Source organism: Trichormus variabilis 0441, assembly GCF_009856605.1.
GTDB classification, from domain to species: domain Bacteria; phylum Cyanobacteriota; class Cyanobacteriia; order Cyanobacteriales; family Nostocaceae; genus Trichormus; species Trichormus variabilis.
In genome coordinates this window covers 1,541,661-1,561,771 of record NZ_CP047242.1, presented here as the reverse complement: position 1 = coordinate 1,561,771, position 20,111 = coordinate 1,541,661, and the positions used below count along the sequence as shown (strand labels likewise).

Here is a 20,111-nt window from a genome sequence, read left to right as displayed (position 1 = left end):
TTACTGCTGCGGTGGTGCTGCACCTGAGAATAATTTATTCAAGCGATCGCATTGTATTTCTGCAACGGCTTTTTTCTCCTCCGGTGTTCTACTGTTAGTAGTAGTATTAATTGGTGTTGTTGCCACTGGGTCAATTTGGCATGATTTCCGCAGAAAATAACCACGAGGATTAGCCGTCGGGCCTGTCCAAATGCTGAGTAAATCTAACCTGTAACCTGACTTATTATTAACTACACGCGGCTCAACACGCCAGAGTGCTTTTTCTTCATATTGTGCCAAGTTATTATTTAATACTTCCCTACCTAATTGACCAACTCTAACATTTGCTTCCAGGAGCCATCTTTCAACCTCTGACCAAGGTTTTTCAGCGATTTGTTCCTCAACTAATGGTTGCAGTCTATCTAAAATTACAACTCCATTAGTAGGAATTTTTTGTTGCTCTTCTCTGGTAATTACAAAAGTACTACGCCCAAAGTTTTCAGCTAATAAACTAGGATATTCTTGTAACCATTTATCTAGAACAAAGTAAAACTGAAGCCAGCAACTTATCATCATACAACTAGCAACTAAAACAATGATTTTTTGCCGTGCATCTGGTTTAGGAATCCGAGTTTTAGAGTCAGTGTCGCTTCCTTCAATAAATTCAGGAATTGCCGTGATTAATGCTGATATTGTCGGCCAAAGTACAACTGTTCTAGATGTAATAACATCTTCTTGATTACTGAAAGCAAACACACTAACTAAAAATCCTGTAATCACCGCTCCCACTGGCATGAAAGTCCCAGGAACTCTTAACGGATCATCCGTTGTGTACCAAGCTGTACCTGCAATTAAAAACAACCAACCGCAAAGGGCAATTATATCTCTGATATAACCTGTAGCAAAATAGGACATTACCCAAGAAAATACACTCAAATAAATGAATGTCTGCCAAGAATAAGCTGTGGTTGGGACTAATATTTTTCTGACCCGCTCATAAACATCTTCAAAAATTTTAAATATCCCAAAAAGGTCTTTGAATAATAAATTCACAATTTACCTACCTTTGTATTTTTGTATTACGAATAACCTTGATTTTGCTTACCTATTGCGTATCAATAAAATAATAGTTATGGCGGTGTAACTTAATGAATTGGCAATAAGTGTTGTAGTTAATAAGTTTGTATCTTGCAGCCTAATTTTACTGATGAAACGGATTTTCTGCCGATAAAATGGTTGGGGTTCTTCTTGCTTTTTACCTATATCTTCACTTAAGGTAAAAACAAAAAGCCTCAAAAGAAAAAATTTCATTAAAAAAGTCGAAAAGAAAATGATAAAAGTAGTTAAAATCAGAATACCTTGGGTATTGGTTGATCTAAAAATATTAAAAAATATGTAATTAATTAACTCAGCCTTGATCGGTACTGGTAATACAGGCTCTGCGAAAAAAAATATCACCCAGCCGATGACACCAGAAAAGCTATTGACGGCGATCGCATAAAAGATACTAGTCTTCTTATCAAATTTGAGTCTTTTATGGTAGATGTAACCTTCTATGGGAATAGCAATCAGTAAAAACAACAAGTTAAACAAAATTGCGCCAATCGGCCAAATCCTGGGTATAGTCAAATCTTCAAACATAGACACTCAACAAAAAAGGGAAACTGTAGAGAGTATAGCCGTAATAATGAGTGCTGAGTAATGAGTACTAAGTACTGAGTCATAATTCTCCAATCCTCACTCTTCAATTCCCAATCCTTATTAACTCTCTTGGTGTGCCAGTATACTCCGATTTATCTTTAATAAGACTTATGTACCCAGATTTTCTGTTGAGACTGGGTGTAGGGGTATAGGGGCGTAATACCAATTTGAAAAAAGAATGCGACAAATAAACCATCTGTAGAGACGCGATGAATCGCGTCTTCACCCAATGATGTGTTGCCATCATTAATTGAATTGGTGTAAGGGTGTAAGAGTGTAAGGTTTTGAATTTAGAGCGTAGCGCCCTAACCTCCGGTAAGATAGGAAACTGCCACGTTACAGCTTTTCAACAGATGACAAGGAACGGCATCGGTATCCGCACGGCACAAGTGCGTTCAGAACGGCTTACTGGCCAAATTCATGTATATGATGGTGTCGGTAAAGGTAAGTCGCAAGCAGCGTTGGGTGTAGTTTTACGCTCGATAGGCTTAGGAATAAACGCACCGAACAATTCCAATCGTGTACTGCTATTACGCTTTTTAAAAGGACCCGAACGAGATTACGACGAAGATGGAGCGATCGCTGCATTACAGCGTGGATTCCCCCATTTAATAGACCAAGTACGCACCGGGAGAGCAGAATTTTTTGGCCCAGAAGAAATTACAACTTTTGACCGTAGTGAAGCGGGACGGGGTTGGGATGTCGCCAAAGGTGCGATCGCTTCTGGTTTATATTCTGTTGTTGTCTTGGATGAAATTAACCCAGTCCTCGATTTAGGGTTACTTTCGGTAGATGAGGTAGTGGGGACATTAAAATCTAAACCCCAAGAGTTAGAAATTATTGCGACGGGAAGAGGTGCGCCGCAAAAATTACTTGACATTGCGGATTTACACTCAGAAATGAAACCTTTACACCACCCCAAAGCCACAGAACTTTTGATGAAGGGGATTGAAATTTATACTGGTGCAGGTAAAGGTAAATCTACCAGTGCTTTAGGTAAGGCATTACAAGCGATTGGCAGAGGTATTAACCATCCAGGGTCAACGCGGGTATTAATTATGCAGTGGCTCAAAGGTGGTAGCGGTTATACAGAAGATGCAGCGATCGCCGCTTTACGGCAATCATACCCGGAAGTGGTAGATCATCAACGCTGCGGTCGAGATGCGATTGTTTGGCGCAATTCTCGACAAGAATTAGACTACGTAGAAGCAGAACGGGGTTGGGAAATAGCTAAAGTTGCGATCGCCTCTGGACTCTACAAAACCATCATCCTTGATGAACTCAATCCCACTGTTGACTTGGAACTACTTCCTGTAGAGCCAATTGTCCAAGCCTTACTTCGTAAACCCCGCGACACTGAAATCATTATTACTGGACGTTGCCAAAATCAACCCGCTTACTTTGACCTAGCCAGTATTCACTCCGAAGTTTACTGCCACAAACACTATGCCAATCAAGGTGTAGAACTAAAAAGGGGCGTAGACTTTTAAGTTGGTCAACAGTCAACAGTCAAAAATGAAGGTCTTTAGCTATTGACTATTGACTATTGACTATTGACTATTGACTTGTCCCCAATCCTAGCAACATAAGTTGAAAATTTGATAAAAAACTTTAAAATAAGGGTTTGGGGAGGTGCATTATGAAAGTAGCAATTACAGGCGCAACAGGATTTGTCGGAACTCGACTAGTACAAAGACTTCACAAAGAAGGTCATCAAATAATTGTCTTAACCCGTAACACTGCATCGGCTCGCAGGCATTTTCCTGCACAAACATTTGCCAATGTAGAAATTGTTGCTTATACACCCACTACATCCGGGGCGTGGCAAGATGTAATTGCCGGTTGTGATGGTGTAGTCAACTTGGCAGGAGAACCCATCGCAGAGGCACGCTGGACACCAGAACACAAACGAGAGATTCTTAACAGTCGTCAACTAGGCACACAGAAAATAGTCGAAGCCATAGCGAAAGCTAACCCCAAGCCTACAGTATTAGTTAACGCTTCGGCTATTGGTTATTACGGTACAAGTGAAACCACTACCTTTGATGAAAATAGCCCCTCTGGTAGGGATTTTCTCGCTCAAGTTTGTCAAGCTTGGGAAGCAGAAGCCCAAAAAGTGAAACAATCAGGCGTTCGCCTAGTGATACTACGTTTAGGTATTGTTCTAGGGTTGGGTGGTGCTTTAGGAAAAATGATTACCCCTTTTAAACTCTATGCTGGGGGGCCAATTGGTAGCGGTCGTCAATGGTTTTCTTGGATTCACATTGATGATTTGGTGAATCTGATTGTGCAAGCCTTAACCAACCCACAACTAGAAGGGGTATATAATGCTACTGCACCCCATCCAGTTCGCATGACTGACTTAAGCCAAACGATGGGACAAGTAATGAACCGTCCTTCATGGTTACCTGTCCCGGCTTTTGCTCTAGAAGCTCTTTTGGGAGATGGGGCGATCGTTGTTCTAGAAGGTCAACAAGTACTTCCCAAACGAGCCTTAGAAGCCGGGATTAAATATCAGTATCAGAATTTACAACCAGCCTTACAAGAAATTTTGCAATAATGCTCTTTGTCAGTGGTCAGTAGTCAGTTGTTGGTTTTTTGAAGAATTTTCGGGATACCCAACTAATCAAACCACTCAGAATTGCACCACCCATCAGAATGCCGATCGCTGGGTTAAATACAGGTTGCCAAAGTTTGTGCCACAAATCTAGACCTAGATTAACGCCGATCGCTTCACCCATGACAGCGATCGCAAACCAAAAAAAGCCTAACAATACCAGAAATACATCTGCTACTAAAATCAAATTTAGCCAGTTTAATAATTTTTCTTTCATAAGAAAGTGGGGATTGGGGATGAGTGATTGGGGATTGGGGACGAAACAATGATCTGAAAATTCAGTTATCGGAGATACGCACCTCGATCAAAGATTCTTGCTTCAGGGCTGTCCATAGTCAAGAGTCCAGAATTGAAGGCTAGCTTGGACTGTGGACTGTGGACTTTTGACACCTGAGTGCGAAATATACGATTTAAATGCGTAACAGCTTAACCTCTAGTCTCTATCCCCAATTCCCTAGCCACTATTCATTAAACAACCAGCCTTTAACTTTGGCCAAGCTCTGCCAATCAGGTTTTCTGCTTAAACCATCTGCAATACTATTTTGAATCTCATCTCGCCAATCGGGATTGACCAACATTAATTGTTGTGTAATGTCAATATGTTGCCGCAAGCCTTTTTGACCAGTTTCTAGCATAGCCACAGCGAGATTTACCCTAGCTTGTGGGTCTTGAGGATTGATTTTTACAGCTTTTTGTGCTGCCTTGAGAGCTAAGTTTGGCTTATCCTCCAGCAAATATAACCAAGCTAGACAGATCCAAGCGGCGCTGGCTTTGGGAGCGCGATCGCATACTTCTTTAAACACGGGGATCAAATCAGCAGCAGGCTCCCCAGCTTTATAACGTTCTAATCCTGTATCAAACAGGGAATCAACAGTGTTAGTCATTAGTTATTAATCATTAGTCATTAGTCATTAGTCAGTAGTTACTCGGAACTAACAACTGACCACTGACAATTGACAATCTTACACCCCAAACGACTTACCGCAACCGCAGGTCTGAGTAGCATTAGGATTGGTAAATTGGAAACCACCACCGATCATGGCATCGCTATAATCAAGCATTAAGCCATAAAGATATAAAATACTTTTGCGATCGCAGACAATTTTGAAGCCATCGTAATCAAAAACTTCGTCCTGAGGAGTGATCTTGCTTTCCTGTTCAAAGTCCATCATGTAAGACATCCCAGAGCAGCCACCTTGGCGTACTCCTACCCTCAAGCATAAATCTTGACCTTGCTTTTCTTGGAGGGACTTTACTTGCCGCAAAGCGGCTTCGCTCAACAGTATCCCTCTTTGTTGAGACTGAGTTGCTTGTGTCATCCGCTTTTCAACTCCTTAAATGATGTAAAATATCCGCTTCGGGCTAGTGATTGCCCTTGGGTCATCTTTCTAGTTTTTTTATTCATTCTAGCGACAATGATGACGCTAATCGCTAAATTGTGAACACTCTATCAAAAGCAGGGCAATATTTTTATTCTAGAATTGAGAGACTCAGTGTGTTTAAAGATTTGGTATTTTTAGAGTTCCAGCCTGAGCTATAACCAAGCCAAGAACATTTGTTTCATGGCCAGCCATTCCCGAAAGTGTACTTTTCCATCGCCTGTTTCTGATTAACCTACTCTATGACAAGTTTTAATCGCTCTACCAGTCGTCGGTTGAAGAAATTAACCCAAATTCCTTCTGTATGGGAGGGCGATCGCCGTCCGTTGTCATCATCGCCCACCCCAAATTTCAACTCAGAGTCCAAGGGCGATTGTATTCTCTGGGTGGATGGCTCCCAAGGCATTGTCCGGGGAATGGATGTAATATCAGAAGATACTGGGCCGGAAGCGATCGTTCGCACCTTAATGCGAGCAATGGAACATCCCCACAGTCCAGCTAAACCCGCGCGACCCCAAAAAATTGTCGTGCGCGATCGGGAAATTCAATTTTATTTGCGTGGTGTTCTCCAAGATTTGGATATTGCGATCGATTATTCGCCAGAACTACCCTTAATTGATGAACTGTTTCGAGGGTTTGCAGAAATCATCGACAGTCAAATTCCTGATGTTCCTCCACAGTATGCCAAACCTTTACACGAAAAAGCCTATGCTATTTGGCAAGCCGCACCCTGGGAATTTTTAGAAGAACAGCAAATCATATCTATAGAAATTAATAAATGGGATGTAGGTACACTCTACGCCTCAGTCATGGGAATGCTGGGGATGGAGTATGGAATTTTGTTTTATCGTTCCGAAGATTCCCTCAAGCGATTTCGTGCAGCCGTTTTAAATGATGACGAATCTCAAGGTCATTTAGAAGAGGCTTTTCTCAAACAAGATTGCTTATTCCTCACTTTTGAGCGTGAAGATGATACTGATGATGAAGATGAATTTGATGATTTAGCTGATTTGGCATTATCAGAAATTAGCCCAACTTTTGGCAACATCCATCCATTGGAAGGATTGCGCTCTGTCTTATATGATGAGGAAGCAGCTGTTGTCTTCCTAGCTTTAGAAAGTTTTTGTCGCTTCATTCGTGACCATCGTCGTCAGTTGTCCGGTGGTGATTTCCCCAATATCAGCCATCGTTATCGGATCTCCTTACCTGCATCCGATGAAACAACCAAAGCAGTATCTGTCACCGTCTCTACCATGCCACAACTCGCCGCAGAGTTAGAAGAAATGGCAGACTTAGTATTAGATGACGAAGAATTTGGTGAATTAACCTCCATCGAGTCTCACTCTCTGCGTGATGACTTAATACCAGAAGACTCATTTCTCAGTTTGGGTGTAGTGTCCTGGGAAATGCTCGACTACCTACGTCAAGGAGTAAAGTATCATCAACTGGGCGAATTTAAACAAGTAGGTGATGGTTTACCCGTAATTTTGATTCAAACCTCTCGTCCCAAAGCCAAAACGGTGATCGAAAATATTGAAGCAGTCGGAGGACTCAAAGCTATCTGCTTTAATCCGGGAGCTGATCCCTTTGATGGCGATCGCTATGACTTGGGTTTACTGCAAACTCAAAATGGTGAATTATTTCTATTTGGCGAATTTTTAGATGATGACCCTGTTCATGTAGAAGCTCGTCGCAAGTGGAATCAACGTTGTAAAAATACCAAAGGCTTCTGTGGGTTAATTATTGCCAAAGGTTTGACAGGTGCTTCCCGTGGCAATCCTCAATTACGAGATATGATGGCTCTATTTGAAGCGCGATCGCTCTCACCCAAGGATTTAGGTCTAGGAACTCTTCAGCTGATGCCCCAGTTTCAATTAGAGTAAAATCTGGTTCAATACCAATCTTAACTCAAGCAACAAGGCGAGAAGCAATACTCCTTAAAATCATTCTTTTCAGAAAATAAAAGAGTTTTATATCGTTTATTTTTCTTATCTAGATTCAAAATAACGATTTTCAGGAACGCAGAAGGACATTCCTAAAATCTTCCTTGACCATATATATTAAATACTTTTCACATCCCATCCCCGCTTTGCAGATGGGTTTCCACAAGCTTAAAACCCTTACACCCAGTCTCAACGGACAACCTGGGTGCGTAAGTTCCACGCTTGTGAAAAGTCCACAACCAAACGCGAATAAACGACGATTTCGCTATTTATCCCCGCTTTTAGACGAACATCTGTTATTTTTTCGACACTAAAGTGCTAACGACAAAACAGTCTTGGTCGTGCTGTTGTTCTTCACTGAAGGGAATTCTTCTCTATCCCCTATTGCATATCTAGACAGCAACCAATAAAAGCCTTGAAGTTCCTAAGCTATTAGCCGATATTCTTACTTTATTAAAATTTTATAAACTAGGACTACCCTTATAACTTCTGTTAACTATCTGGGTAAATTAAAATTGTTGTGCCTAAATTGCCAGGCATAAAATTTATCAGGGTTTTTGGGAAAATAATCTAGTTGAGGTGAATCAATAATTAACCTGGATATTTCTCTTGTTATGTTTTTGATTACTTGTCAATAATTTTAATCAAAAGTTTAGCAATAGAGCCTTTGACTTCATACTTTGCTTATAAAGACGAAAAAAGTCTAGATTGTACTTTTGATAAAGATGAATACAAGTATAAAAAACATGGATATAATAGCCATACAACGACCACTTAATTGCTGAGAGAAAGGTTCCTAATTATTTTTATCATGGGTGCTAACAGTAGGGAACTAAAGCTAGTTATCCTGGGATAGGATAGTTCAATATCTAGTTTTTATTTGAGCCATTGATTGAAAGCTCCTGCAATTCAATTCATGACCCAAAATACCAAAATTAGTTAAATTATCTATGATTTTGCTAAAAAATAGTACGCTAAACAGATGTATCCGCTCATCATGTACTAAGCAAAAATATTCCGGCAGATAAGTACATTAACTAGCTGATTTCAGTTTTTGTAAAGCTGCACTGTTGTCAACCACAAAGTAAACCAATTAATAATCAGCAATTGATACAATATGTGAATCATATCAGTAAGAATTACGGGAACAAAATTCAACTAATTGCATCCTTACTATCTTACTATTTCGGCAACAAATGACTTTTAATAAGTTGTTTCAATGCCTATAGTGCTTAGCTTTTCACCGGATTGACCATAAATCTTAGAGAAAATACCACAAGATGTAAGATGGGACTGTTTGATTTTATGATTCCGACTGATGTTATCTTTCTCAGCTAATACACCAATAATATGTATCTGAGGCTAGGAAAGAACAAGTAATGCAGATGTAAAAAACCGTGGAAACCATCCAAAATATGATTTTTACGAGTGTAAAAATTCAATTGTGCTAATCATGAGAGTGATTGCTTGATGATATGTACTCTAACGTAGTTGCTGATGGCAGAGCCATTATCTAAGATTGTGGGTGATGTTAGCTGGACTAGAATGTCACATAGTTTTGATAATTCAAAATTTTGGAGAATTCTACAAAGTGAGCATTAAATTAGTCAGACCCACCTCTACAATTTAATTGCCGAACTTTAGTGACCTATTGCTAAGGTTATTACCTGGAATAGTTGAGTTTACCCTATTATTCCTTCACCAGTGGTAATTAATTTCTTATATTTTCAGGAAGAACGATGAATAATTTGACAAAAGAGACATTTTTGTCATCAACGGTATCGCTTGTTTCGTGACACAAATTCTGATAATCTTATCGTCTTCATCTTTGATTAAGTTGTTTTTGATGATGTCAATACACAGCAAATAGCATGATAATGACTAATAAAAAATGGGCCGTTAAACGCATAACTGTCAACTTAGCAGCACAGGAAGCAGAAAAACTGGAAAAATATTGTCAACAGACAGGTAGACCAGCAACTGATGTGATTCGGGAACTGATTAGAAGTTTACCTGTATCAGATGACAGCAAAGAAACAAGTCGATAGGAGGTGTTGTAATTTTTTTGCTGCACATTTACGACTACATCTATATGACTACTCAACAAACATCTATGATGCTTTTTTAGTCTGCTTTTACTAACGAAAGTTAGTTTACTGGAATATGCACACTTCAAGTCAAGTGTTTCTCATAACCAGAATCAAAAGGAGTAATAAAAGCTTATTGATCATCAGGTGCATGACTTTGTTATCTTTCAATACACTGCTGAAATTTATATAACTAGCAAATTCCGACACCAAGCCAGTTACAATTTGTAAAGAAGCTGAAGAAGGAAGAACGGAATGCGCGTTGCAATCGTAGGAGCGGGATTGGCTGGGCTAGCAACCGCTATAGATTTAGCTGATGCTGGCTGTGAAGTCCAAATTTTTGAATCCCGTCCGTTTATCGGTGGTAAAGTTGGCAGTTGGATTGATGGCGATGGCAATCATGTTGAAATGGGTTTGCACGTTTTTTTCGGGTGCTACTACCAACTATTTGAACTCATGAATAAGGTGGGGGCGTTTTCCCATTTACGCCTCAAAGAACATACCCACACCTTTGTCAACAAAGGGGGACTGACAGGTGCTTTGGATTTTCGTTTCTTCACAGGTGCGCCCTTCAACGGGTTGAAGGCGTTTTTTACCACCTCTCAACTCTCATTACAGGATAAACTACAAAATGCGATCGCTCTAGGTACAAGCCCCATTGTGCGTGGATTAGTAGACTTTGAAGGGGCAATGAAAACCATCCGCAACCTAGATAAAATTAGCTTTGCCGATTGGTTTCGCAGTCACGGCGGTAGCAATGGTAGCATCAAACGGATGTGGAACCCCATTGCCTATGCCTTGGGATTTATTGACTGTGAAAATATCTCCGCCCGTTGTATGTTAACAATCTTCCAATTCTTCGCAGTTAGAAGCGAGGCCTCCGTACTGCGAATGTTGGAAGGTTCGCCTGATGAATATTTACATCAACCTATTCTGAAATATTTAGAAGCGAGGGGGACAAAGGTTTATACTCGCCGACAAGTACGGGAAATTAAGTATGCTGAAGCAGAAGGGCAAACCCGCGTCACTGGCATAGTAGTAGCCAAAGGTGATGAAGTAGAAGAAATTACCGCAGATGCCTACGTTTGTGCTTGCGATATCCCTGGAATACAACGAGTTTTACCTCAAGAATGGCGGAAATGGTCAGAATTCGATAATATTTACAAATTAGATGCAGTACCCGTTGCCACTGTGCAGATGAGATTTGATGGCTGGGTAACAGAACTGCAAGATGAAAATAAACGCAAACAGCTAAAAGAGGCCGCCGGGCTAGATAATTTGCTATATACCGCAGATGCTGATTTTTCTTGTTTTGCTGATTTGGCTTTGACTAGTCCTAGTGATTATTATCGTCAAGGTCAAGGGTCGTTGTTGCAACTGGTATTGACACCAGGAGACCCATTTATCAAAGAAAGTAACGAAGCGATCGCCCAACACGTCCTTAAACAAGTATATGAACTGTTCCCCTCATCACGGGAGCTAAACATGACTTGGTACAGTGTAGTCAAACTAGCCCAATCTCTCTATCGAGAAGCCCCAGGTATGGATGTTTACCGTCCTGACCAAAAAACTCCCGTAGCCAACTTCTTTCTAGCAGGTAGTTATACGCAGCAAGACTACATCGACAGCATGGAAGGAGCGACAATTTCAGGACGAAGGGCGGCAAAAGTCATCCTAGATAATATTAAAAAATAGAGTTAGAGCTGCTAATCTAATCAAATCTCAAATCCGAAATAGAATGTCTAACTGGCTAGAACATAGCGTACAGGTAGAAGTGGAAGCCCCCATAGATTTAGTATGGGGGTTATGGGCTGACTTAGAACAAATGCCTAAGTGGATGAAGTGGATTGACTCTGTAAAAGTTCCACCAGAAAATCCCGATCTATCACTTTGGAAATTAAATACTGGTGGACTGGAATTTACCTGGAAATCCCGCATTACCAAGGTTATTACCAACCAAATTATTCAATGGGAATCGATTGATGGTCTACCCAATCAAGGCGCTATCCGCTTTTACGATCGCCACGGTCATAGTATCGTCAAGATGACTATTTCCTATGCTATCCCTGGCTTTCTAGGCAAAATCATGGATAATTTGTTTTTGGGTAAAGCTGTGGAATCGACAATTCAAGCTGATTTAGAAAGGTTTAGGGAGTATGCCCTGAATCTTCATCAGTCATCAGTTAATCGTTGAAAAAGTGTAGAGACGCGACAATTGCGTCTCTATTACGTAGTAACTGAGAAAGTTAGTAGTTACGCTAATGCCCTGCTAAGGGACTTCCAACTAAGAAAATATACAATCACTGTGGTAAGCAGGGGAGGAAGAATACAATGATCATATTTGCTCTGACCCATTGAATAATTTATTTTCTGGAAGTCCCTAATAAAAATTAAAATATATCCTTATGAGATTGGTTAGCTAGAGGAGAAAACCGCGACCACCCTTGGATGTCGTGATAGTGGAATATCACGGCATTTTCTACTAAAATCAGCTGCAAGCTATTAGCGATTACACCAGCTTGCTAAACTAGGATTAGGCAAAAATTTTAGCTCTTTTTACAACTAGTAAAACCACTAGATACTGACGTTTTTTTTCAAAACTATAAATCAAATTTATACCTAATTAAAATAGATTTTTTTTATTAAAAGCTAAATACGGAGCGAACCACATTAACTTTCAAAACATTGATATTTTTTATACTATAACAATCCTTGGGAAGAAATTAACTCCTAGAGTTGCTTAGTTTGTATTTTGTAAATAGTTATATAATCAATTTAAGACATTTTAATCATAAAAAAGTTATCAAAATTACAACATAATATCTCAGTATATTAGCCAAAATTAACATCAGAACTGTGATTTGAGAAAAAAGCTAAATTTTGTCATCTGGACTGAAGATTCATACTTTTTAAGCTGATTTTGTGCTGTTCAGATTTTTAATATCACTTTTTTATTGCTTTCACGGAAACACTTAACTAATGCCATCACTTTATCCTGTGGATTTACCTACCATAGAGCAGGTAATGGAATGTTACCCTTTAACTGTATTACCGGATACTCTGCTCGTTGATGTAATTGCTCTCATGAATCCGGTAAGCAGATGTACAATAGTTTCTGCATCTAATTTTAGTAGTTGTGTTTTAGTAGTTGAGGAAAAAAAGTTAGTAGGTATATTCACTCTACGGGATGTAGTCAGGCTCACTGGCGTAGGGGTAGATATATCCAGGAAAAAAATTTCCGAGGTGATGACTCAGCCAGTCATTAGCTTGACACTAGCTGCGGCTCAAAATGCTCTCACCGCTCTAGCTTTTATGCGCCAGCATCACATTCGCCATTTGCCTGTGGTAGATGAGCAAGGACAATTGTTAGGCTTGATTACTCAAGACAGAATACGTCAGGTGGTTCAACCAGCGCATCTGCTGAAACTGCGATGTGTGACAGAGGTGATGGTAACGGAAATTATTCATGCACTGCCAACTACATCTGTGTTGGAATTATCTCAGATGATGAGCGATCGCCGGATCAGTTGTGTTGTCATTGTCGCACCGCAAGAGACAAAACTGATTCCTGTGGGGATGATTACAGAGAAAGATATTCTCAAAGTCCAGTTACAGGGACTAGATATCGCCCAAACCCCAGCGCAAACCGTGATGAGTTCCCCTGTATTCAGTATTAGTCCCCGTGAATCTTTGTGGACTGTTAATCTGTTGATGCAAGCGCGAGGGGTGCGACGGTTAGTCGTGGTTGGTGAACAAGGCCAAATGCAAGGACTAGTGACACAAACCAATCTCCTGCAAGTGCTTGATCCCTTAGAAATAGTCAACGTCATCCAAGCCTTAGAAGCCAAAGTTGCAGAGCAAACATTTCAACTCCAGCAAACTAACCAGCAGTTAGAAGCAGAAATCAAACAACGCCACCAAGTTGAGGAATCAATGCGCCAAACTCAAAAAGAATTAGAGTTTCGGGTGGCGGAGCGGACAGCCGAACTAATGCAATCTAATGCGCGTCTACAACAGCGTGAACAGCAGTTGCAAGCCTTGTTTGATCACGCTGTGGATGCGATCCTGATTGCGGATGATGAGGGACGTTATGTGGATGTCAATGCAGCAGCTTGCGAATTATTTGGTGTATCTAGGGGAGAACTTTTAGCCTCGACAATTGGGGATTTTGCTGCACTAGAATTTAATTTTACCGAAGCTTGGCAACACTTCCGTGAACAAAAACAAATGTCGGGCGAGTTTCAATTGCATCGTCCCAACGGTACAGTAAGAGCAACAGAATTTGCGGCGGTTGCCAATTTCATACCACATCGTCATCTTTCCATCATCCGGGATGTGAGCGATCGCCAGCAGGCTAAAGCAAATCTGCAAAACAGTGAGCAACGGCTACAACTGGCACTCTCAGCCAGCAGCACAGGTATGTGGGACTGGAATCTGCAAACTAATGAGGTGGTCTGGTCTGAGAGTATGTGTTCTTTATTTAATATCGATCCCCAGACATTCAACAACAGGTTTGAATCATTTGTAAATTTCATCCACCCTGAAGACCGAGAATTTGTAGAACAACACCTGATGCAGTCTATTGATCAAAATACCATCTGTAATGTCGAGTTTCGGGTAGTGTGGCTTGATGGTACAGTACACTGGGCAAGTGGCAAAGGAAACGTCTTCTACGATGAAGTTGGGAAACCAATCCGCATGATTGGAGTGCATCAGGACATTACAGAACGCAAACAAGCTGAGGCAAAACTGCAAAAAAGCGAGCAACGGCTAAAACTAGCACTCTGGGCTGGTAATACTGGTACTTGGGACTGGAATCTGCAAACCAATGAAGTTATCTGGTCTGATCATCTGTTTTCTTTATTTGGTTTAGCCCCTGATACGTTTGATGTCAGCTATGAAAATTTCTTAAATCTCATTGTCCATCCTGAAGACCGAGAGTTGCTGCATCAATCAGCGTTACGAGCTATTGAGCAACAAGTACCCCATGATATCGAATTCCGGTTTCTTTACCCAGATGGTACAGTTGGTTGGTCATTATGTAAAGGTCAAGTATTATACGATGACATCACGGGTGAGCCACTCCAGATGATTGGGGTGAATATGGACATTACTGAGCGTAAAAACGCTGAGGAAGCTGTCAGAGAAAGTAATCAAAGGCTACAGGCGATTATAGATAATTGCCCGGCTGTTATCTATGTTAAGGATATGCAGGAACGGTATATTCTGGTGAATTCCGAATTTGAAAGAATCACCCACCTGACACGAGAGCAAGTCAAAAATAAAACTAATGTAAAAATCTTTTCTCCTAAAACTGCTCGCTCCTTAAGTATAAATGATCAAGAGATTCTATCTTCTAGGACTCCTGTGCAGTTTGAGGAAGAAATTCAATTTGAGGATGGGCTACACACTTACTTAACTGTCAAGTTTCCCCTCTGCGATGCGACTGGTGAACCCTATGCGATTTGTGGTGTTTCCACAGATATAACAGAGCGCAAACAAGCCCAAGAGCAAATCCGTCAACAAGCAGCTTTAATTAATGTTGCGACAGATGCCATTTTTGTCCGTGATTTAGCAAACCGCATATTATTCTGGAGTCGAGGGGCGGAAAACTTATACGGTTGGACAGCAGAGGAAACTGTGGGGAAATTAGCCCATGAACTTTTCCATAAAGAATCCTCGTCTCAATTGGAAGCAGCTGTAACAACCACTCTCGAACAAGGTTCTTGGTATGGAGAATTAGAGCAAACCACCAAAAATGCTCAAGAAATTATTGTTGCTAGTCGGTGGACACTGGTACACAATCAATTCGGAGATTCCCCATCAATCTTAGTAGTTAACACCAACATCACTGAGAAAAAACAACTAGAGCTACAATTTTACCGCGTTCAACGACTGGAAAGTATCGGCACTCTAGCCAGTGGCATTGCCCATGACCTCAATAATGTGTTTGCTCCCATTGTGATGATTGCCCAACTGTTGCCTTCCAGATGCAAAAATGTGGATACAAGGACTCATGAACTGTTCAAAACTCTAGAAACCAGCTCCAAGCGTGGCTCTGATTTAGTAAAACAAATTCTCACCTTTGCCCGTGGTACTGAAGGTCAACGCATCCTCCTGCAACCTGGACATTTGCTCAAAGAATTAGCCAAAGTCATCCAACAGACATTTCCTAAATCCATTGAAATCATTACTGATATTCCGACAAACACCTTGTGGATGGTGCAAGCTGATCCCACCCAATTAGAACAGGTGTTCATGAACTTGGCAGTCAATGCCCGTGACGCTATGCCCAATGGTGGTAAGCTTACCATCACTGCCACCAATCGGGTAATCGACTCTACCTATGCCCGAATGCACCTAGAGTCGGAAGTAGGAGACTACATTGTTGTCACCATCTCAGATACAGGCACAGGAATTCCGCCAGAAATCTTAGAACGCATATTTGATCCCTTTTTTACCACGAAAGAAGTCGGTAAAGGTACAGGGCTAGGACTATCAACGGTTTTAGGTATCGTCAAGAACCACGGTGGTTTTGTAGAAGTGGCAAGTCAGGTAGGTCAAGGCACAGAATTTCAGGTGTTCTTACTCAGAGGAAAAGGAACAGCAACCGAGACCATAGCAAAAACAAAATTGCCTAGAGGTAATGGCGAGTTGATTTTAGTTGTCGATGATGAAACGATCATCCAACAAACTGCACAAGAAGCCCTGGCGGATTATAACTATAGAATTTTGGTAGCTAACGATGGCATTGAGGCGATCGCGCTCTATGTCGAATATCAACCAGAAATCAGTGTTGTCTTGCTAGATATGGTTATGCCCAACATAGACGGATTAACCGCCATCCGCACTCTACGCACCATCAACCCCAAAGTCAAGATTATTGCCTCTAGTGGCTTACCCGCCAACGAGCAACAAGCGATTGTGGCTGGTGCAAACAGATTTATATCTAAGCCCTACACAACCACAGATTTATTGACTACTCTATCGGATGTCATCGGGGTTAAAGAGTAGAACATTGCTTACTTACAAAATGCCTTATCAAGATACTTGCAATTATGCTATTTTCTCAAAAATGATACCAATTCAATTAATGATTGCAACACATCCTTGGGTGAAGACGCGATTCATCGCGTCTCTACGGGTGGTTTATTTGTCGCATTCTTTTTTCAAATTGGTATGATTAAGAATTCTATTTAAGCCAAAACAGGGCGATAGAGATACACCGCACTGGCTCTCAAAACTCTTGCTCTGGCTAGATTGTAGCAACTCCTATAAGACACTAAGGGCTACGTTTTCTTACCAAGTTGGGTCGCTAAATAGATGAATAGTTAACTCTTCGCGCCCCGGTGGTACAGCACTAAGACAAGCACGAATGACCTCGCCATCTTCAAGTTCCACAGTGCAAGCATGGCATGAACCCATAAGACAACCAGTGGGAATGAATACTCCCGCCCGATCTGCTACATCTAATAGGGCTTCTCCCACTTCAGCATTAGTGGTGACATCATCTGGCAAGAATCGGACGCGAACATTCATGAGATACTAGCCTCGCTAGGGCAGAAAAAGGGTCAAGTCTAAATGGTTTTCTACTTCAGTAGCTATATTATCTAACATCTGTTCTCGTTGTTCGCGGTAGTTAGCCACACCTGTAGGTAGAGATTTTAAACCGCGCTGTTGACGAAGACGGTTTAACCAAGCTCGTCTCCAGGGGCCATTGTCAAACAATCCGTGCAGATAACTACCCCAAACAGATTGACAACTATCTACTAATCCTAAGTTAACGTCATCGAATAGAGGTTGGAAAGCTTGGCTATCGCCTTGTGGTTCCACGCGCGATCGCCCTTGGTGAATCTCAAAGCCGTTGACGGGTAAGCCTAGTTGCGGGAAATTTGAGCTAACTTGGCGCTGACGAGCAATCTTTTGTCCGGTGATTACGGTTCTAATGGGTAAGAGATTCAAGCCTTGATATCTACCAGCTTGCCCTTCGATACCTTCTGGATCGGCGATCATTTGCCCCAGAATTTGATAACCCCCGCAAATACCCAAAACTGTACCCCCGGACGCTGCATAGTTCTGGATTGCTTCTGCCATACCGGTTTTTTGCAGTAATATCAAGTCGGCAATTGTAGTTTTTGTCCCTGGCAGAATCACTGCATCTGGGTGTCCTAAATCTTGTTTCGGGCTAATGTATTTGACCGCAACGGTGGGTTCTGATTCTAGAGGATCGAAGTCGGTAAAGTTGGCAATTCGCGGTAAGCGAACAACTGTGATTTGGAGATCCGCGTGGGCTTTGTGTGTTTTGCGTTCTAACAAGTCTAGGGAATCTTCGGCGGGAAAAATTTCTTGTAAGTAGGGAATTACACCGACCACGGGAATACCAGTCCGTTCTTCTAACCATTTGATTCCTGGGTCTAGGAGCGATCGCTGTCCCCGGAATTTGTTAATTACTACGCCTTTAATCAGTTGGCGTTCTTCTGGTTCTAATAATTCTAGTGTGCCGACTACGTGAGCAAAAGCACCACCACGGTCAATATCAACTACTAATAGAGTTGGGGCATTCAAATATTTTGCTACCCGCATATTAGTTAAGTCGCGGTGCTTAAGGTTAATTTCTGCTGGACTACCCGCACCTTCGCAAACGACTAAATCAAATTCAGTTCCTAAATGTTGCAGAGATTCTTCAATTGCCCGCCAACCTGGTTCAAAATATTGTTCGTAATAATCAGCAGCATTGACTCTGCCTACAGGTCTACCTCTGATAATGACTTGAGAAGTCATATCTCCTTGGGGTTTGAGTAGAATCGGATTCATTTCTACCCACGGTACCACCCCTGCTGCCCAGGCTTGTACTGCTTGTGCGTAGCCGATTTCTCCCCCATTGGCTGTGACATAGGCATTTAATGCCATATTTTGACCCTTGAAGGGTGCCACTCGCCAACCACGCCGTGACAAAATGCGACAAATAGCCGTACTTATCAGTGATTTTCCAGCGTGGGATGTCGTTCCCACTACCATTATTGATTTCATAGCCACTTTTAGTTATTCAAAATAAGGGGTGAGATAGTTGGGGGATAATATAGCAATTTACTGCTCAAATGTCAGAAATTTGGGCAGCTACTGAAGTCAATTGATAATAAGTATTGTCCGCAAGTTTAGAGAATATACCAGCGTCATGACTTACTCATCAAACCTTAATTAACAATCTCACCAATTCAATCAAATGAAAATGGTAAAGATTTTATAAATGGGTTGATGTTTCTCCGTATATATTGTTCCCTAAAACTGTCTCATCCTAACTTTGGGTTTCTGTTTTAGTACAAGGGGTGTAAGGGTGTAAGGGTGTGAGGAAAAGAAAGATTTACCCCTAAACCCCTATCTTCAAAACGGAAGCCTAAACCAACGAATTACAATATCGTATAGGCGATCGCGCCATGAAGGTGCAGGCAGGTTTTTTCCTTGGTATTGTTCTATGAGTTGGTGTCCCAGGGGAGTGAGGCGGAAACTATCTGTAATGCCTTGTCCGTCCACTTCTCGCCGTAATAAACCCACTTGGATTAACCAATCTAATTCGTTATCGCAAGTCAATTCTAATAATGAATTTTTGGTATAACCGTTTTTAACACCAGCTTCGTTGGCGATCGCACCTAAGGAAACGCTCTGACTACGCATAGTTGCAAATAGCCCAATATTGAAGGGAGAACAAATGAGCGATCGTCTTGCTCTTTCTATGGTGGTTTGTGGGTACGAGAAAGCTTTGGGTGTTGGGGAGTCCATTGTCGGCATAATTCTTAATTCGTAATTAGGATTGAATACTGGGTATTGGTGACTGGGAAAGCATTTTTCCCAGTCACCAATACCCAATCCCCAGTTTCCTAAGATTGTCATGAAATTATTGTAAATTATTGTAAAATTTCAAAGTCATCAAAAATCTGAAACAGGAAAGGTTCATTATGCCTCTAGCGGTTGGTACGGATGCACCTGCATTTACCGTCAAAGATACCAACGGTAACACCGTTTCGCTATCTGATTTTGCTGGGAAGACAGTGGTTTTGTATTTTTACCCCAAAGATGACACACCAGGCTGCACTAAACAAGCTTGTAGCTTCCGTGATGCTCAATCTGATTACAAAAACAAGGATGTAGTTGTTTTGGGTGTGAGTGCTGATGATGAAGGTTCTCATCAAGCATTTACTCAAAAATATAATTTGAATTTTCCCTTGCTGGCTGACACTAATAAAACCTTAATCAGCGCCTATGACGTTGATGGCGGTGGTTATGCTAAGCGTGTCACTTACGTAATTGGCCCCGACGGTAAAATTGTTCATGTTGATGCCAGTGTCAACACAACAACCCATGCTAGCGATGTTTTAGCTGCTTTGGGACTGTAAGTTAAGTACTAAGT

The 20,111-nt window shown here is 41.3% G+C and carries 16 protein-coding genes; 8 read left to right on the top strand and 8 right to left on the bottom strand.

What is annotated here, in order from left to right:
• Both fraD and fraC read right to left on the bottom strand, forming a co-directional pair.
• Positions 1 to 1,032: a filament integrity protein FraD gene (gene fraD / locus GSQ19_RS06205; protein ID WP_011317097.1), complete on the bottom strand. Its 1,032-nt coding sequence runs from the start codon at positions 1,030 to 1,032 to the stop codon at positions 1 to 3.
• A gap of 48 nt (positions 1,033 to 1,080) precedes the next feature.
• A complete protein-coding gene (fraC, locus tag GSQ19_RS06200; protein ID WP_011317096.1) occupies positions 1,081 to 1,620 on the bottom strand; it encodes a filament integrity protein FraC in 540 nt (179 codons plus the stop codon).
• A gap of 413 nt (positions 1,621 to 2,033) precedes the next feature.
• Between fraC and GSQ19_RS06195 the strand changes: the two genes are divergently transcribed.
• Together GSQ19_RS06195 and thyD are read left to right on the top strand one after the other, a co-directional pair.
• The gene (locus GSQ19_RS06195; RefSeq protein WP_011317095.1) at positions 2,034 to 3,170 is read left to right on the top strand and encodes a cob(I)yrinic acid a,c-diamide adenosyltransferase; all 1,137 of its coding nucleotides are present in this window, start codon (positions 2,034 to 2,036) and stop codon (positions 3,168 to 3,170) included.
• Positions 3,171 to 3,319: 149 nt separating this feature from the next.
• On the top strand, positions 3,320 to 4,240 hold the full coding sequence (gene thyD / locus GSQ19_RS06190; RefSeq protein WP_011317094.1) for a thylakoid membrane protein ThyD: 921 nt from the start codon (positions 3,320 to 3,322) through the stop codon (positions 4,238 to 4,240).
• 16 nt (positions 4,241 to 4,256) lie between these two features.
• Here thyD and GSQ19_RS06185 read toward each other — a convergent pair whose 3' ends face one another.
• The 3 genes from GSQ19_RS06185 to GSQ19_RS06175 form a co-directional block, all read right to left on the bottom strand.
• Positions 4,257 to 4,514, bottom strand: a complete 258-nt coding sequence (locus GSQ19_RS06185; RefSeq protein WP_011317093.1) for a hypothetical protein — start codon at positions 4,512 to 4,514, stop codon at positions 4,257 to 4,259.
• 244 nt (positions 4,515 to 4,758) lie between these two features.
• The gene (locus GSQ19_RS06180; RefSeq protein ID WP_010996542.1) at positions 4,759 to 5,181 is read right to left on the bottom strand and encodes a tetratricopeptide repeat protein; all 423 of its coding nucleotides are present in this window, start codon (positions 5,179 to 5,181) and stop codon (positions 4,759 to 4,761) included.
• A gap of 78 nt (positions 5,182 to 5,259) precedes the next feature.
• Entirely contained in the window at positions 5,260 to 5,616 is a 357-nt protein-coding gene (locus tag GSQ19_RS06175) for an iron-sulfur cluster assembly accessory protein (RefSeq protein ID WP_011317092.1), read from the bottom strand.
• A 302-nt stretch (positions 5,617 to 5,918) separates the two neighbouring features.
• Here GSQ19_RS06175 and GSQ19_RS06170 point away from each other — a divergent pair, with 302 nt between their 5' ends.
• From GSQ19_RS06170 to GSQ19_RS06150, 5 genes are all read left to right on the top strand, one after another.
• Positions 5,919 to 7,559: a DUF6930 domain-containing protein gene (locus tag GSQ19_RS06170; RefSeq protein WP_011317091.1), complete on the top strand. Its 1,641-nt coding sequence runs from the start codon at positions 5,919 to 5,921 to the stop codon at positions 7,557 to 7,559.
• 1,931 nt (positions 7,560 to 9,490) lie between these two features.
• Positions 9,491 to 9,667, top strand: coding sequence for a ribbon-helix-helix protein, CopG family (locus tag GSQ19_RS06165; protein ID WP_011317090.1), 177 nt, complete (start codon positions 9,491 to 9,493; stop codon positions 9,665 to 9,667).
• A 294-nt stretch (positions 9,668 to 9,961) separates the two neighbouring features.
• Positions 9,962 to 11,401: a 9,9'-di-cis-zeta-carotene desaturase gene (zds, locus tag GSQ19_RS06160; RefSeq protein ID WP_011317089.1), complete on the top strand. Its 1,440-nt coding sequence runs from the start codon at positions 9,962 to 9,964 to the stop codon at positions 11,399 to 11,401.
• 43 nt (positions 11,402 to 11,444) lie between these two features.
• Positions 11,445 to 11,900, top strand: coding sequence for an SRPBCC family protein (locus GSQ19_RS06155; RefSeq protein ID WP_011317088.1), 456 nt, complete (start codon positions 11,445 to 11,447; stop codon positions 11,898 to 11,900).
• Positions 11,901 to 12,685: 785 nt separating this feature from the next.
• On the top strand, positions 12,686 to 16,720 hold the full coding sequence (locus GSQ19_RS06150) for a PAS domain S-box protein (RefSeq protein WP_011317087.1): 4,035 nt from the start codon (positions 12,686 to 12,688) through the stop codon (positions 16,718 to 16,720).
• Positions 16,721 to 17,005: 285 nt separating this feature from the next.
• On the opposite strand, the gene GSQ19_RS06145 is transcribed toward GSQ19_RS06150, so the two are convergent.
• The 3 genes from GSQ19_RS06145 to GSQ19_RS06135 all read right to left on the bottom strand — a co-directional run bounded on the left by GSQ19_RS06145 (position 17,006) and on the right by GSQ19_RS06135 (position 19,492).
• The gene (locus GSQ19_RS06145) at positions 17,006 to 17,245 is read right to left on the bottom strand and encodes a 2Fe-2S iron-sulfur cluster-binding protein (protein WP_011317086.1); all 240 of its coding nucleotides are present in this window, start codon (positions 17,243 to 17,245) and stop codon (positions 17,006 to 17,008) included.
• 15 nt (positions 17,246 to 17,260) lie between these two features.
• Positions 17,261 to 18,736 (bottom strand): cobyric acid synthase CobQ, encoded by a 1,476-nt coding sequence (cobQ, locus tag GSQ19_RS06140; protein ID WP_011317085.1) that lies wholly within the window; start codon positions 18,734 to 18,736, stop codon positions 17,261 to 17,263.
• A gap of 351 nt (positions 18,737 to 19,087) precedes the next feature.
• Entirely contained in the window at positions 19,088 to 19,492 is a 405-nt protein-coding gene (locus tag GSQ19_RS06135) for an Npun_F0494 family protein (RefSeq protein ID WP_041456569.1), read from the bottom strand.
• 167 nt (positions 19,493 to 19,659) lie between these two features.
• On the opposite strand from GSQ19_RS06135, the gene GSQ19_RS06130 reads away from it, so the two are divergent.
• Positions 19,660 to 20,097, top strand: coding sequence for a peroxiredoxin (locus GSQ19_RS06130; protein ID WP_011317083.1), 438 nt, complete (start codon positions 19,660 to 19,662; stop codon positions 20,095 to 20,097).
• Positions 20,098 to 20,111: the final 14 nt, after the last annotated feature.